This is a genomic window from Enterobacter soli ATCC BAA-2102 (assembly GCF_001654845.1).
In the GTDB taxonomy this organism is placed as follows: Bacteria; Pseudomonadota; Gammaproteobacteria; order Enterobacterales; family Enterobacteriaceae; genus Enterobacter; species Enterobacter soli.
In genome coordinates this window covers 45,576-58,563 of the sequence record NZ_LXES01000054.1, presented here as the reverse complement: position 1 = coordinate 58,563, position 12,988 = coordinate 45,576, and the positions used below count along the sequence as shown (strand labels likewise).

Sequence of the window (12,988 nt, the reverse complement as noted above, 5' to 3'; positions counted from 1 at the left end):
GAAGCGGGATTCAGGTGTTCTGAGGGAATTTGCTGATCGGGTTTCATAGCCGGTGACCACGCCACGCCACGCCACGCCACGCCACGCCACGCCACGCCACGCCACGCCACGCCACGCCACGCAGGACAGTATCTGTGACAATTTGCCCTCACAACGTTTTCAGGATCGAACTTAGTGCATACAGGGGCGGAGTGAGGCAGCGCCGCAGGCGCTGTCCTTTCCGCCCGTCAGCCCGCAGGGATGACAGGGGTTTTCGCGCGCGAACAGGCGGCGCATGTGCCCCGCCCGTCCCTGTTACTGACTGTCGCCCTTCCCGCCCTGAAGGATGAAGTGACCGCACAGGTACACGGCGCACTGGCGGGTCGCCGATTCGCATATCTCTTCCAGCACTTTTGCCGTGGTGACGGGGCTGAGTCCGGCCTCGCGTCGTCGTTCGTTTATCAGCGTTTTGTACTGGCGCAATATGGAACGGGTGTCTGTTGAAAGCTGCATGGTGTTCTCCTCTTTTACGGGTAGCCGGAAGCATGTCTTCCGGCATCCTTTCAGGCCTCAAGCGCGGCGCACAGGCTCAGCATGACCTTTTTTTCTTCTTGCAGGGAGTCCTCAGCAGAACCCCCTCCCTGCTCCGCGCAATCGGCGATGCGTTTCAGTTCACTGCCAGCCAGCTTCATCACCATTTCGAGAGAGGCCGCCGGAACAGTCACGGTGCGCTTCGCGCGGCGCTCGTCGAGCATGATTTCAACGATTGCGTGTATCTGGCCAATGTCCGCGCCACTTTCGAGACAGGAACTCAGCCGGCGCATGACTTCATCCAGATCCTCATTGTTCAGATCCCAGTCAACGCACATGCTGCGGATATCATTTCGGTTCCAGCTTGCGAAAACGTATTTCTCGCCATCAAGGTCGGAACACCGGAACATTTCAAGGGCAATTTCTCGTGCTGTACCAATCATCTCTTTCTCCTTAATTCGGGCGGCATCGCCGCCCGTGGTCAGTCAGTCAAGCGCACGCCAGATGGTGGCGCTGGCGGGATGGTTCTCTGCGAAAGCCATCAGCTGCTCATGGCGGCGGCAGAAGTGGCGGCACAGCTCCTCATGGTCATGGTTGCTGTGAAACCAGCTGCGGTGATTCAGCACCAGTGCGGTGAGGATGATCCCCGCAACGTCCCCGCTGACGGTCTGCTCAAACCAGTTATCCGGATTGCAGAAGGTCACGCTCTCCACGTCCGGTGCCATAAAACCGCTGCCGTCCGGCAGGCGGTAAAACTGCCAGAAACCACCCTGATAATCGGGGCAATAACGCTGTGCATAGGCGTACACGGACGCCTCAGCGGTCATATAGTCGCCGCCGAACATATCAGGCAAAAAGGTCAGACGCTGCGCGCCCTCAAGACGAACGGCATCACTAGGGGTCAAGGTCTGGTTCATACATCCTCCACGGTTAACATATTCTCGGTTCCGGCATCGCCGTGACGACACGACAGACCGGCGAAAAGCGGAGGACGCAGGGGCGACGCCGCAAGCCGCAGCGCAAAGCCTTCACGGGCTGAATGCACCGTGAAGGGTGCGAACGGGTGAGGACGCCAGCGACAGCGAACCCTTGTGGCCGATGCGGCCGGGCTACAGTGAAGTCACGGCTATGCCGTCGCCGCACGGCGTTTCAGGGGAGTTTTACTGTCCCGACGCGGCCCGGCGGGCGGCGGCGGATAAAAGCGGAAGGTACTGACATCCTTATTTGCTGTGGATGGCCACCGGTTGCCGGGGGGATTTCCCCCGGCTCGTTATCAGGCCGCCAGTGCGTCTTTGAGGGCGTACACATCTTTTAGCGCCGCCTGCACGGACTCTGGATCCGGCCGTCCGGCTTCCCATGCCTGTCCGGTACGGTGCTCCAGCTCGCGTTCATAGTCGCGCAGGACGCGGGAAAGGAGGGATGCCGGCACACTGACCAGCCGGTTTGCAGCCTCACGCTGACGGTCCAGGAGGCCGCTGACGTCTGAATTCGTGACACCTTCACGGCGGTAATCCGCCATTTTTATTGCACCGATGGCCTTCATTACGGCACGAATTTCGGCCACATCCGGTTCGGGCTGGTTTTCACGGCAGGCCACGCTAATCCCCTCTTCCGTCCAGATCAGCAGGGTCAGGGGTTCGTCAAAAGTGAACATGTTTTCAAGCTGCACACAAAGTTCTTCACGGGTTCCGTACATTGCTTTTCTCTCTTTATCAGTGTCAGAGGCCGGGCCTTCGCCCGGCCGGGTCAGTCAGTCCTGAAAGGTTTCGTCCAGCACCAGGGCTTCGCGGTACGCTTCCAGTAACAGGGTGTTAATACGACGCAGGCTCTGGGCGGCCATACGTTCAGCCAGCGTGGCCGCGTCGTGGCGGTGCTGCGATTCGAGGCGATTCAGCAACATCCGCACATCGCACATGGCATTACTCAGCGCGGCCACGTCCGCGCGCAGACCTTCAAGCCCCGGATAGTTCATGCGGCCTCCGGCCAGTCCGGATAAAATCCGCTGTCGTTCGCCGCCGGCATTCTTCTTGCCCGTTCGACCTGAGCCAGGCGACGCACGCCGGCGGCGTGGTACTGCTCCAGCATTTCAATCCCGATATAGCGGCGGCTGGCTTCGGCGGCGGCCACACAGGTGGAGCCGCTGCCGGCGAACGGGTCCAGAACAATCGCGCCCGGGCGTGTCAGGGATTCAATCAGCGGACGCAGGCTCTGCACCCAGGATAAAACGGGACATAGACACACCCCTCTCTGATATGCGGCACCCTGTTGCGCCGTGCCGCCACAAAAACCCGGCTCTGAGCGGAGGGCGCAGGGGCGATGCCGCAAACCGCAGCGCAAGCCTTTCACGGGCTGAATGCACCGTGAAAGGTGCGAACGGGTGAGGCCATCGACAACGTGAACCCTTGTGACCGCAGCGGCCGGGTTAGCGTGAAGGCACGGCGCTGGACCCCGCCGCCGGCGAGGCGGCATAAACGCGGAGGGAACCGACACCCTTTTCCGGGACATGACTGCCCGCTGGCGTCCTGTTTTCGTGCGATATATGGCGGGTGAAAATACGGGGGTGTTATGTGATCATCCGTCCTGAAACCATCTGAAGGGTTTTCACTTAAAACGAATGTATGATTTCGGGACACCTTCCTCCCCGGGAGGTGTCCATTTTTTTGTCTCAGCGCCCCTTCACCCGGTCAATGGCAAACTGCAGTGTGTCCCAGTTAAATCCCGTGCCGGCATCATGGCTGTGGTCGCAGATACGCATGGCTTCAGCAATTTCCTCTCCGGTAAGGCTGTTATCGAGGGACAGAAAGTCATCTTCAAGCCAGAACGTCCCCATACACAGCGCATCAGGCGGATACTGCTGCAGTCTCGCGATGAGCGCTGCCACGGTCACATCATCGCGACAGGCTGAAAGAGGCGGCAGCACGCGCTCGGCAATGTCATTCCAGCACCAGTCATCCTCCTCCGGCACCGCTTCATGCAGGGTCTGTAATTCCACGCCCGGGAGCAGGGAAAGCAGCTCCCGGATCTCACCCAGGTACAGTCGTTCACTGCTGGCATCCTCGCTCCCCAGGTAATGGTTGTTGATATACACGGCAAATTCACCGTTATTCAGTTCAATACAGGTCAGTCTGAACATGGTTATGTCCTCAGCATCCGGCACCTGTCTGCGCCGTGCCGGCACAAAAACCGGGCTCTGAGCGGAGGGCGCAGGGGCGATGCCGCAAGCCGCAGCGCAAGCCTTTCGCGGGCTGAATGCACCGTGAAAGGTGCGAACGGGTGAGGCCATCGACAACGTGAACCCTTGTGACCGCAGCGGCCGGGTTAGCGTGAAGGCACGGCGGGGTCTGCTGTAAGGAAGGAGAAAGGAAATATGGGTATTAAATCATGATGATATATTTTGACTTAACGCAAACCACCTCTAAAATTTCAGAACAATAACAGCAACTATTCTTACGGCAGGGACTGATGTCACCCTGCCGTTTTTTTAGTCCTGAAGAGAACAATCTTGCTCAGGATCGGCTCTTTGACTTTTTATCGTCAAAAGCCAGAAGAGCCCCGAGTCCGATGAGTGAGGCGTAGCAGACCTGCATCACAATAGTCACCGGGAGGGAGATGTTATCAACCAGAACCCCTGGAATGACGACGGCCACGCCAGCCAGTATCATCCCCCGCCCGATCTTCTTAACCCGGCCAGGCCACTGAGATTCAGGCACATTCCGGGCACGCAGAAGGCCGTGAATGAACTGCTCTGCTGTTCGTTTAATACCTGACATGTTTTAGTCTCCAAATGCCCGTCGCATGTTTTTCTTTATTCCGGCTGTTTCCGCTCCGGGTGATGTGGTGACGGGCGAAACCGCGTTCTCCGTCTCTCCCGCTTCGCGAATACCCGCACCGCCCGGCTCTGCACGAACCATCTGCCGGACAATGGCCTGTAGCTCACTGACCGTGGCCGGTGGCACCGGCAGGCTGGCCAGCAGACGCGGCAGCTCCGGTGCCGTGGTGTGCAGTGCCAGCCCGGTGATAATGAGGTTTCTCAGCAGGTCGCCGCGCAGGCGTGACGATACCCCTGCCAGCAAGGTTTCAACCCGCTCACTGCCCCGGTCATCCTGAAGTGCAAGCGTGTAGCGCCGGCGTTCCCTCTCCGCAGGCATTTCCCCGGCCGGTTTCCAGGTATCAGGCTCGTCCGGCAGCCCGGTCAGGGATGACCAGGTTCCGGATACCATCGCCATCACGGCACTAAGCCGGACGGCGCTGAGCTGGCCGTCAAAGAACACCGGGATTAGCGCAGGTAAACGGGGATCAGCCTGGTACACCACCGCACCTGCGGTGGCGACTGTCCGGATAAATTCACCGCGCAGCGGCTGCGAGATGGTGTTTATGGTCGCCATCGCCGCGATGTCGGTATGATCATCACTGTGCAGATAGAAAGAATACAGGCCGTCAGGCACGTTTAGTCCTCTTTATTGTACAGGGCAATCTCTCTGGCCAGCGCCAGCTGGGGATCGCCAATAACCTCGATACGTTCAGGAGCCAGAGGCCAGGCCAGACGTATCGCCTCTTCGATCAGGGAAGCCCCTCCCCCGACCAGAAATACCCGGTTCACGTTCCTGAAGGCAGTCAGCTCGCTGGTCACGCGTGCGCCCAGTGCGGCAATCGCTTCTGAAATTTTACCCCGGACGTAATCAATCTTTTCGGCATCGTTAATGACGCGCTGTAAATACTCACCATCATTCCGGTTTCGGATGACACTGTCCGCTATCAGGGCACTGGTTTCACTGTCTGCTGCACGCAGTGCGCCTGCCGCTGCGCGTGTCACCAGTGAAACGCCAACGGACGGATTACCATGTACCGCACTGATATCATCAAACTGACCAACAATCACACCCGCATCGAGCGTGGTTCCGCCGAGATCGATAATCAGCGTGGTTTCACCGGCTCCGGGCTGGAGCTGAGACAGTCTGGTAAACGCTGCCGGCAGTGATTCCGGCATGACTTTCACATCCGTCACGGTGAAGGCGCAGCCTTTGTTGAGCGTCAGTTCCCGCATGAGGTTCTCCCGTTTACGGCGGATATTCACCTCATTACGCTGACAGTCCTGATCGTAATACTCACTCAGGGGCAGCGTGACCGTCAGGCTTACCGGCTGCGGCTCCAGGCCACTGTTCAGCAGGGCATGGTGAACAGCCAGCAGGTTAAGATCGCCATACTGATAGTCCACGTTCGTCGTCGGAATGGCATCCCGGCTTACACTGTCCCACGTGTATTTCAGTGGCCCCACCTGATAGTTGAACGTTGCCGCACTGAATTCCGCCACTTTCCAGCCATGCCGGAATGAGTTTGCCGAGATCCGGGTCTTCAGCTCATCACCTTCAAGCCATGCCAGCTTAACATTTGTTGAACCATCATCGCAGAAAATCTTCATCATTATGCACCATTCGTTAAACTCAATTTGATACTAATCATAATAGCAAAATGAAAAAACAAAAGCATTTTTTCTCAAATTGAGATATTAAAAATCATCAAAATGATTACAATCATCAATTTGAGTAACTTAAACATCTCACAGAGTTCTTAATGCGGGTCTTCTGCATTATCTTTTCCCGGTTAAATATACTGTATGTACGCACAGTATATTTTTAATCAGGAGGTAACATGAAACTGCAGCTTTTTAGCCCCGGGAAAGATACCCCCACTACAGACCGATCCGTTATTCGCCGACCTGGCTAACTGAGGATTCCCGAGCCATCATTCAGTCAGCTCTGTATGGGTACTGCATACGGCATCCGATTGCGTCTGAAGTGTTCAATATAAGTTGGCCAAGGTATGAGTGCTTTTCTTGAACAACTTGGGAATATATTGACGCTCTGCGTGAACTAAGGTCCGCTATGAGCGAGGAACTGACATTGCTAACAGCATTCTGCGCGAATCAACAGGGAGCAGGTCCGTACAAGTTGAAAGGTTCAACCAGATATGTGTTTGCCAGGTCACATCGGCTTGATAAACTATCCTTTGTAGTAATGTGAGGTAAGTAATGGCCAGAGCGTCCAGGCCTACCACAGAAACTGCCATCGCTGAAGATTCGAACATAGCTGAAATAAATAGGCTTACCGTACAATAATTATCTATATCCAAACTGCCCCCCCCCCCGCTCACTGGGCAGTGCTTAGTTCTCTTTTTTTACATTTTAAATCATGCTCAAGATTAACTAATAGATTTGTCATAAAAACTATCGAGTTTCCAATGGAAATGATTTTGATATACTTATCAGCATCTTTGCACTTAAAGTAATCAACAAATTTCTTGTCACTCATATATGGATTTATTTTTTCAAAAAAATCAGAAGTGATTTTTATGTTATTGAGGTAAGTATCAAGAGAACTATATGAATTGCAACGCATGTTGTTTATTATTTCTTCAACATAACCAAGATCTATAGCTATCTTTTTATAATTTAAATAATGACTTTTTACGCCTTCCATATTCATTTGTCCTATCATTGTGATTTTTTTAAAGATTATTTCTAAATAAGTTTGCTGAATTATTTTTGACATGCATTATGGTAAACAAGGTCATCATGGCAATACATTACATTCATACTCCGTGATAGGATTTTAGATGTTGCAAAATATATTTTGTAGTTGTCAATCAGGTTGCCAGGAAGTTTTTATGACACTGATTTTCATATATACCATAGCTAACTGTATATGCAGAGATAATTTATTGATCATGTCAGGATGTTCGGCCAGTATTTCTTGTATCTATATGGTATAGTCACTGGGCTTTAAGATAAAAAGCAACTGGTTTATGGATACCTGTTTATCCACTTCACTATCTGATAGTGTGCTTAATACTTCTGCAACCTCCGGCAAAACTCCAGGGTCACTCAGGATTGAGTCATGACAATCATATTCTTGTTTTATTACATCAACAAACATGGTATTGAGTTCTTGAATAATTTCAATTATTGAACTAAACATTAACATCTCTATGAATTTTATTTTTCATCTTTAAAAAAACCTCAAGGTTGAGAAGGAAATTAGATATAAGAGCGATCCCATCTCCAATAGAAAGCACTTGTATATAGGTTTCAATATCATGTTTCTTTAAATATTTAATGAATTCCTCATTCTTCATGTAAGGTTCGACAGTACTATAGAATAAAATAAACTTTTCAAAATTGGAAAGGTACTTTTCAAAATCCATAACTTCCTTGTTTTTCATGGTATAGATAACATCATGGACGCAATTCATTTCCTTGGAAATAAATTTATGTATATCTTTAAAATTTGAATTTTTTATTTGCGTTGTCTTTTGTAAAGGCATATTTATTCTCCTTAATCTCAGGTTGTCCACATTTAAAGTATCCTGATGTTGGTTAGTTTTTGCATGGCCCTATGAGCCCAAGGGCCATGCACTGAACAGAAATATATTTCAGGTCACTTACATCATCTTTAGTTCAGCCAGCAGAATGGACAGATATGGCAGTTGTGCTTAAAATTTTTCCCAATTGGTATCTTGGCCTATGACCTTTTTCTCCTGCTTTACTTCTGCACGCATTATTGATGTCGCGTCGGTTTCTATTTCTTCGCGCAAAGAGAACTGATTTACCAGCCTGGTCAGTTCGTTTGCCTGGGCTGCCATTGAGTGAGCTGCGCCTGCAGACTCTTCAACCAGAGAAGCATTCTGTTGTGTAGTCGTATCCAGTTGGTTTACTGCCAGATTAATCTGGCTTATTCCTTCACTCTGTTCAGCCGCAGCGCGCGCAATCTCATTAATAAATGTATCCACGCTCAGTGCATTCTGAGTCATTTCATTCATTACCGATGCAGCACTAATGATAAGTTTACGTCCGACCTCGGTCTGGACTATCGACTCTTCAATGAGAACTTTGATGTCTTTAGCCGCAGTCGCACTCTTCTGCGCCAGACTGCGTACCTCACCGGCAACGACCGCAAAACCACGTCCTGATTCCCCGGCACGGGCCGCCTCAACAGCTGCATTCAGTGCAAGAATATTTGTCTGAAAGGCAATCGACTCAATGACGGAAATGATGTCAGACATTTTCTTGGTAGAATTATGAATGCCTTCCATCTGGTGGGTTGTGTTATCCATCATCTCACTGCTACGTTTTCTTATATCAGAGCTGTCACTGACAAGTTGTTGTGCGTGCCGTGCATTTTCGGCCGTGTTGCCTACAGTTGCTGTCAGTTGTTCCAGTGCTGATGCTGTTTCTGCCAGGGCACTTGCTTGCTCATCAGTTCGGGCTGATAAGTTTTGGTTACCAGTCGCAATTTGTGAAGAGGCCGCAGAAACTGAAAGCGCACTCGTTCGCACTTGATTAAGCATGAAGCTGATGTTTACTACGGTATCTTTTAAACCACTCAGCAACTGGCCTGTCTCATCCGAATGATAGTCCTTCCTGAACGTCGTTCTCATATCACCTCGCCCGGATGCTTCAATAGCGGATAACGCTTCCTGCACAGGCTTGAGAATGCTGCGTGTCAAGATCCATGAAATTAAACTACCGGTTATCAGGCTCAAAACAACCATGGAAATGATTAGCCGCAGGGATTTGGAATATGTCTTGATAATGTCATCATGACCTTCTTTCATCATGTCATTTGAGTAACTGATGATATCTGTTATCTGCTTAATATGATCTTCAGATAAGGGAACAGCTTCAGAATTCAATTGCCTTTTAGCTTCGTCAACATGGCCTGCATTCAGTGCTTCGAATACATGGTTACTTGCATTAACAAGTTTATCGCTGGACTCCATGACCTCATCAAGTTCTTTTTCTGCCCTGCCCCCTTCACCTCCAATGTCTTTTTTTAGTTGCTGCATGAGTTCGTGGTTTAGAGCCGTTTGTTTATCAAGCTCCGATATGATCAATTTCCGCTCATTATCATCGGTGGCAGCGACCGCCTGATATGTCAGAGTGTAATTTTTGTTTACCCCGTCAATAAGGTGATTAGCGATAACCGTAGTTGGATAGTATTTTTCAACTATTGCTGTGGCATCATTTCTTAAGCTTAATAATGAAGTTAAGGATAAAATGCTAACCATTATGAGTAATGCCAGCAGAAGACAAAATCCACCACCAAGTCTGGTTCCAATTTTCCAGTTAAAAACATTCATAATACAGTTCCATTTCTGTAATAAAAAATCCATAAATGTGCTCTAAATCATGATTTGATAGCATCAAATACAGTATGCTCATACTTTTCGAATTAAGCTGTGCGAAATATATTATAATCTCCTGGATAAAGGATTTTATTTTTTTTTACTAAAAAATTAACATGACAGAAATAGTAGATGTCATGCCTTATATTAAATTAGCAGCACATCCTGGGAATTTCAGTAAATTAGTCAATAGTCAAGTTATGAAGTACGAGAATCGCCAAGGATAATCTAGGCACTTCCGAACCGTTGATAATATTGGTTTTCATATTCTGTCGGTGACATCTGATCGCTAAATAGCTGCGCCTAATATCGCTACACTTTTGCCAGAAAATGTTTTCCTCCGGGGAATGGACTAACGGTTTCCATAAAATGTCTTACCTTTTTCAACAGTTTCTCATTGAACGGCACTGATGATTACGAGTTAGTGTGTCATGCAGTGCCGACCATAGCCGCTCAACATGATTTACTCACGGCCAGTAAACTGACTGGTAAATTATCCTAAACTTCGGTTTTTGCTTCAGCCAGCGCAGCTGGCAAGATAATATTTTTCATTCTGCCCCGGTGTTACCACGCGTTTTTGTTGTCCGCGTACCTGCCAGTCTGCACCGATTTTGGGATGAAAATGTATATCGACCTCATCTTCATAAAAGACGGGTGATCCTACCCGCGTAATGTTGACACGACCCTAAGCTAGGTTCTGATTTTCAAATTGTTCCGTACTGAGACCGCCACAGGCACTGTGATGACGCCACCGATTGTAATCGAACTCGATATAATTAAACACTGCTGTCCGCATTACTTCCTAGCTGGCAAAATCCTCTCCGTGGATAAATTCCACCTTCAGTGTGTGGAAGAAGCTTTCCGAACAGGCATTGTCGTAACAACAGCCTTTGGCACTCATACTGCCCTGCAGATAAGCTCTGGTAATCCGTTGAACAGTACTGACCACCTCTGTCTGTATGCACGATGACATTTTCTGGACGTTTACGCCGCCACAAAGCCATCTGTAACGCATCGCAGTTAAGTTTTGCTGTTATCCGCGAGCACATCGACCAGCCAATGACTGACTGCGACTATAGGTCGATAACCACGGCCAGATAAAGCCAGCCTTGACCAGTGAGAAGATACGTGATGTCTCCTACTCACTTCTGATGCGGGTCCCTGGCGTAAAAGTCCTGCTTCAACAGATTCTCTGATACTGGCAGACCATGCTTACGGTAACTGACCGGGCTGAACAGGTGCGAAGCTTTCGCCCGCAGTCCCTGCCGGCGCAGGCTGGCCGCCACGGTTTTTATGTTATACACCAATCCCTGAACTCGAAGCTCATCCATCAGACATGGCGCACCATAGCGCTGTTTTGCGTCACTGAATGCCTCCCGGACGACATTATCACAGACAAGACGGAACTGCTGACGCCGGTTTATCTGATGACGGCGCTGAAGCCAGATCTACCAGAAGCTACGGGCAACCAGGGGTACACTGCACATGGCTTTGATACTGAACTCAGCCAGATGATTTCGCGGCCTTTTGGAGAATAGCCAGCCCCTCATCCCGTTCAGCCAGTTTCAGGGCTTCGTGACGAAATCCAGGCGGTCGCTTTTTGGTAGTCGATACAGGCTTTGTCATGTGAGCCACCTCTGGTTGAGAGTTAACTCACTTAGCAGTGTGTCTACTATTGCTGGGTAAGATCAATCATCGCTGCCATTCAAAGCATTAATAATTTCTGTAGATTTTCTATTCCAAATAAACGCCTCGATGTCGGCACGCGTAATGAACTGCTTTGAGGGGCTGGCGCCGAGGGTGGAACATTATTCGATTGACGAGATGTTCCTCGGTCTGACTGGCGTGGAGCACTGCATGGACCTGGAAGATTTTGGCCGGCAGTTGCTGTACCCGCCTGACCATCGGCGTGGGGGCTGGCCCTACAAAAAACCTTGCATTGTACAGTGATCAACTTTTTGTGGTTGAGCATAACGTTAAAACCTCTAACAGCATATGCTGTTAATTCAGCGCACCCTATTCATAGTCATTCTTTCGCCACGTATAGAATGTGGCATTAGAAATGTCCAGCTTACAGCAGAACTCCGGCACGAACATCCCCAGTTCAGCCTTCTTCAGGGAAAAAACAATCTGCTCTTTGATGAATAGTGATTTTTTTCATCGACACTACCTCCGTTCAGGGAGTGTAGATCATACCGTCATTCTGTTTCTGAATGGTGCAGGATTTCTGGTAAGGGTCATTGCAACAGTGCCATTTAAAATTCTATCCACAACAATTTTATTGTACAAATGTACAATAAAAGTATACTGATTTTCGATATCACACAATAAGTTGGTTTCTAATCATGTGAGGCACAATGTTTTTTGTCGAAAACATGGGATTTCTAATGGCTTGCTGCTCCTTCTTGCACTGCTAACTGCAATGGATGCCGGACAGATCCAACAAACACTGGCCGTATTTCTGATCGGGCTGGTGATTGGTCAGGCTTTGTATAGCCCGCTACCCGCCAGCTATGGCCGACGCATAGGCATGCTGCTGTTTATCATCGGTTCTGCGATGGTAGCGCTTTCAGGCTCGCAGGGGATACTGACTATCGCACGGTTTATTCAGGCACTGGGCGCGGCGGCCGCCCTTGTTGCGCCAATTCTGGCACCATGGAGCGGTGGCATAGTGCTGCAAGTGGCGGGCTGGCATGCCCTCTTTTGGCCGCTGGCGGTGTTTGGCTTTATCGCTCTTCTCTGGTGCCTGTTCGGGCTGCCCGATACCCTGCCGCCAGAGCGTCGCGCTAAGCTGGATGGTAAATCCGTACTACGTGCGTACGGTCGCTTACTGCTGCAGCGGGATTTTATGGTTATCACGCTGACGGGCGGTTTGATACTCGGCTCGCAATTAACCTATATCAGCGCCTCCTCCTTTATTTTTACCGGCGTCTTTTCGCTGACATTGGCAGGGGTAGCCAGTCACTGTATCGCCGCTGGAGTATTGCTACTCGCAACACTCAATGGCGTCGCATCGCTCATACCCTTTGCCTTGCTGATTGTCCCTGCTATGGGCGCGCTGGGCCGGGTATTCGGCGACCTGACCGCGTTGACGATGCAACTGACAAAGCCGCAGGCGGGCATCACGTCATCGATTATGGGCGCGTTGCAGTACCTGTTGTCGTCGATTAATTTTTTTATCTACAGTAAATTTTCTTTCGGGCTGGAAGGCCTGCCATTGACCATGCTGTTTTGTAGCGTCATTGCGCTATTTTTAAGCCTGAAACGAATAAATAAAACAATAAACATTATGGGGTAA

General features: G+C 50.1%; 14 protein-coding genes and 4 pseudogenes. 2 read left to right on the top strand and 16 right to left on the bottom strand.

The window, feature by feature from the left end:
- Positions 1 to 294: 294 nt before the first annotated feature.
- From M987_RS23120 to M987_RS24565, 15 genes and pseudogenes are all read right to left on the bottom strand, one after another.
- Positions 295 to 492: a hypothetical protein gene (locus tag M987_RS23120; protein WP_014063852.1), complete on the bottom strand. Its 198-nt coding sequence runs from the start codon at positions 490 to 492 to the stop codon at positions 295 to 297.
- A 50-nt stretch (positions 493 to 542) separates the two neighbouring features.
- Positions 543 to 953 (bottom strand): hypothetical protein, encoded by a 411-nt coding sequence (locus M987_RS23115; protein ID WP_014063851.1) that lies wholly within the window; start codon positions 951 to 953, stop codon positions 543 to 545.
- Positions 954 to 995: 42 nt separating this feature from the next.
- On the bottom strand, positions 996 to 1,427 hold the full coding sequence (locus M987_RS23110) for an antirestriction protein (protein WP_014063850.1): 432 nt from the start codon (positions 1,425 to 1,427) through the stop codon (positions 996 to 998).
- A gap of 356 nt (positions 1,428 to 1,783) precedes the next feature.
- A complete protein-coding gene (locus M987_RS23105; protein WP_014063849.1) occupies positions 1,784 to 2,206 on the bottom strand; it encodes a DUF1380 family protein in 423 nt (140 codons plus the stop codon).
- 54 nt (positions 2,207 to 2,260) lie between these two features.
- Positions 2,261 to 2,482, bottom strand: coding sequence for a hypothetical protein (locus tag M987_RS23100; RefSeq protein ID WP_014063848.1), 222 nt, complete (start codon positions 2,480 to 2,482; stop codon positions 2,261 to 2,263).
- Positions 2,479 to 2,724, bottom strand: a pseudogene (locus tag M987_RS24815) (DNA methyltransferase); the annotation flags it as partial. The gene M987_RS23100 and the pseudogene M987_RS24815, both read right to left, overlap by 4 nt.
- A 451-nt stretch (positions 2,725 to 3,175) precedes the next feature.
- Positions 3,176 to 3,643 (bottom strand): hypothetical protein, encoded by a 468-nt coding sequence (locus tag M987_RS23090; RefSeq protein ID WP_014063846.1) that lies wholly within the window; start codon positions 3,641 to 3,643, stop codon positions 3,176 to 3,178.
- A gap of 373 nt (positions 3,644 to 4,016) precedes the next feature.
- Positions 4,017 to 4,280 (bottom strand): hypothetical protein, encoded by a 264-nt coding sequence (locus M987_RS23085; protein WP_014063845.1) that lies wholly within the window; start codon positions 4,278 to 4,280, stop codon positions 4,017 to 4,019.
- A 3-nt stretch (positions 4,281 to 4,283) separates the two neighbouring features.
- Complete coding sequence (locus M987_RS23080; protein WP_014063844.1) at positions 4,284 to 4,955, bottom strand: plasmid partitioning/stability family protein; 672 nt, start codon at positions 4,953 to 4,955, stop codon at positions 4,284 to 4,286.
- Positions 4,956 to 4,957: 2 nt separating this feature from the next.
- Positions 4,958 to 5,929 carry a plasmid segregation protein ParM domain-containing protein gene (gene parM, locus M987_RS23075; RefSeq protein WP_080562865.1) on the bottom strand — a complete coding sequence of 324 codons (972 nt, stop codon included), beginning with the start codon at positions 5,927 to 5,929 and terminating at the stop codon, positions 4,958 to 4,960.
- Between the two features lie 727 nt (positions 5,930 to 6,656).
- Positions 6,657 to 6,992, bottom strand: a complete 336-nt coding sequence (locus tag M987_RS23070) for a hypothetical protein (protein ID WP_128738951.1) — start codon at positions 6,990 to 6,992, stop codon at positions 6,657 to 6,659.
- A gap of 484 nt (positions 6,993 to 7,476) precedes the next feature.
- The gene (locus tag M987_RS23060) at positions 7,477 to 7,830 is read right to left on the bottom strand and encodes a hypothetical protein (RefSeq protein WP_014063840.1); all 354 of its coding nucleotides are present in this window, start codon (positions 7,828 to 7,830) and stop codon (positions 7,477 to 7,479) included.
- A gap of 168 nt (positions 7,831 to 7,998) precedes the next feature.
- The gene (locus M987_RS23055) at positions 7,999 to 9,645 is read right to left on the bottom strand and encodes a methyl-accepting chemotaxis protein (protein ID WP_049796701.1); all 1,647 of its coding nucleotides are present in this window, start codon (positions 9,643 to 9,645) and stop codon (positions 7,999 to 8,001) included.
- 357 nt (positions 9,646 to 10,002) lie between these two features.
- A pseudogene (locus tag M987_RS24365) lies at positions 10,003 to 10,348 on the bottom strand (IS630 family transposase); the annotation flags it as partial.
- Between the two features lie 27 nt (positions 10,349 to 10,375).
- Positions 10,376 to 11,316, bottom strand: a pseudogene (locus M987_RS24565) (IS3 family transposase).
- Positions 11,317 to 11,427: 111 nt separating this feature from the next.
- Here M987_RS24565 and M987_RS23045 point away from each other — a divergent pair.
- A pseudogene (locus M987_RS23045) lies at positions 11,428 to 11,629 on the top strand (Y-family DNA polymerase); the annotation flags it as partial.
- A gap of 77 nt (positions 11,630 to 11,706) precedes the next feature.
- On the opposite strand, the gene M987_RS25240 reads toward M987_RS23045, so the two are convergent.
- Positions 11,707 to 11,832: a transposase gene (locus M987_RS25240; RefSeq protein ID WP_041162308.1), complete on the bottom strand. Its 126-nt coding sequence runs from the start codon at positions 11,830 to 11,832 to the stop codon at positions 11,707 to 11,709.
- Between the two features lie 280 nt (positions 11,833 to 12,112).
- On the opposite strand from M987_RS25240, the gene M987_RS23040 reads away from it, so the two are divergent.
- The gene (locus tag M987_RS23040) at positions 12,113 to 12,988 is read left to right on the top strand and encodes an MFS transporter (protein ID WP_014063838.1); all 876 of its coding nucleotides are present in this window, start codon (positions 12,113 to 12,115) and stop codon (positions 12,986 to 12,988) included.

Bases quoted from the DNA above. Each gene is read 5' to 3' on its own strand.
- M987_RS23085 (WP_014063845.1), bottom strand. From the start codon at position 4,280: ATGTCAGGTATTAAACGAACAGCAGAGCAGTTCATTCACGGCCTTCTG.
- M987_RS23060 (WP_014063840.1), bottom strand. From the start codon at position 7,830: ATGCCTTTACAAAAGACAACGCAAATAAAAAATTCAAATTTTAAAGAT.
- M987_RS23110 (WP_014063850.1), bottom strand. From the start codon at position 1,427: ATGAACCAGACCTTGACCCCTAGTGATGCCGTTCGTCTTGAGGGCGCG.
- M987_RS23070 (WP_128738951.1), bottom strand. From the start codon at position 6,992: ATGAATATGGAAGGCGTAAAAAGTCATTATTTAAATTATAAAAAGATA.
- M987_RS23040 (WP_014063838.1), top strand. From the start codon at position 12,113: ATGGATGCCGGACAGATCCAACAAACACTGGCCGTATTTCTGATCGGG.
- M987_RS23090 (WP_014063846.1), bottom strand. From the start codon at position 3,643: ATGTTCAGACTGACCTGTATTGAACTGAATAACGGTGAATTTGCCGTG.
- M987_RS23120 (WP_014063852.1), bottom strand. From the start codon at position 492: ATGCAGCTTTCAACAGACACCCGTTCCATATTGCGCCAGTACAAAACG.
- M987_RS23100 (WP_014063848.1), bottom strand. From the start codon at position 2,482: ATGAACTATCCGGGGCTTGAAGGTCTGCGCGCGGACGTGGCCGCGCTG.
- M987_RS23105 (WP_014063849.1), bottom strand. From the start codon at position 2,206: ATGTACGGAACCCGTGAAGAACTTTGTGTGCAGCTTGAAAACATGTTC.
- parM (WP_080562865.1), bottom strand. From the start codon at position 5,929: ATGAAGATTTTCTGCGATGATGGTTCAACAAATGTTAAGCTGGCATGG.
- M987_RS23115 (WP_014063851.1), bottom strand. From the start codon at position 953: ATGATTGGTACAGCACGAGAAATTGCCCTTGAAATGTTCCGGTGTTCC.
- M987_RS23055 (WP_049796701.1), bottom strand. From the start codon at position 9,645: ATGAATGTTTTTAACTGGAAAATTGGAACCAGACTTGGTGGTGGATTT.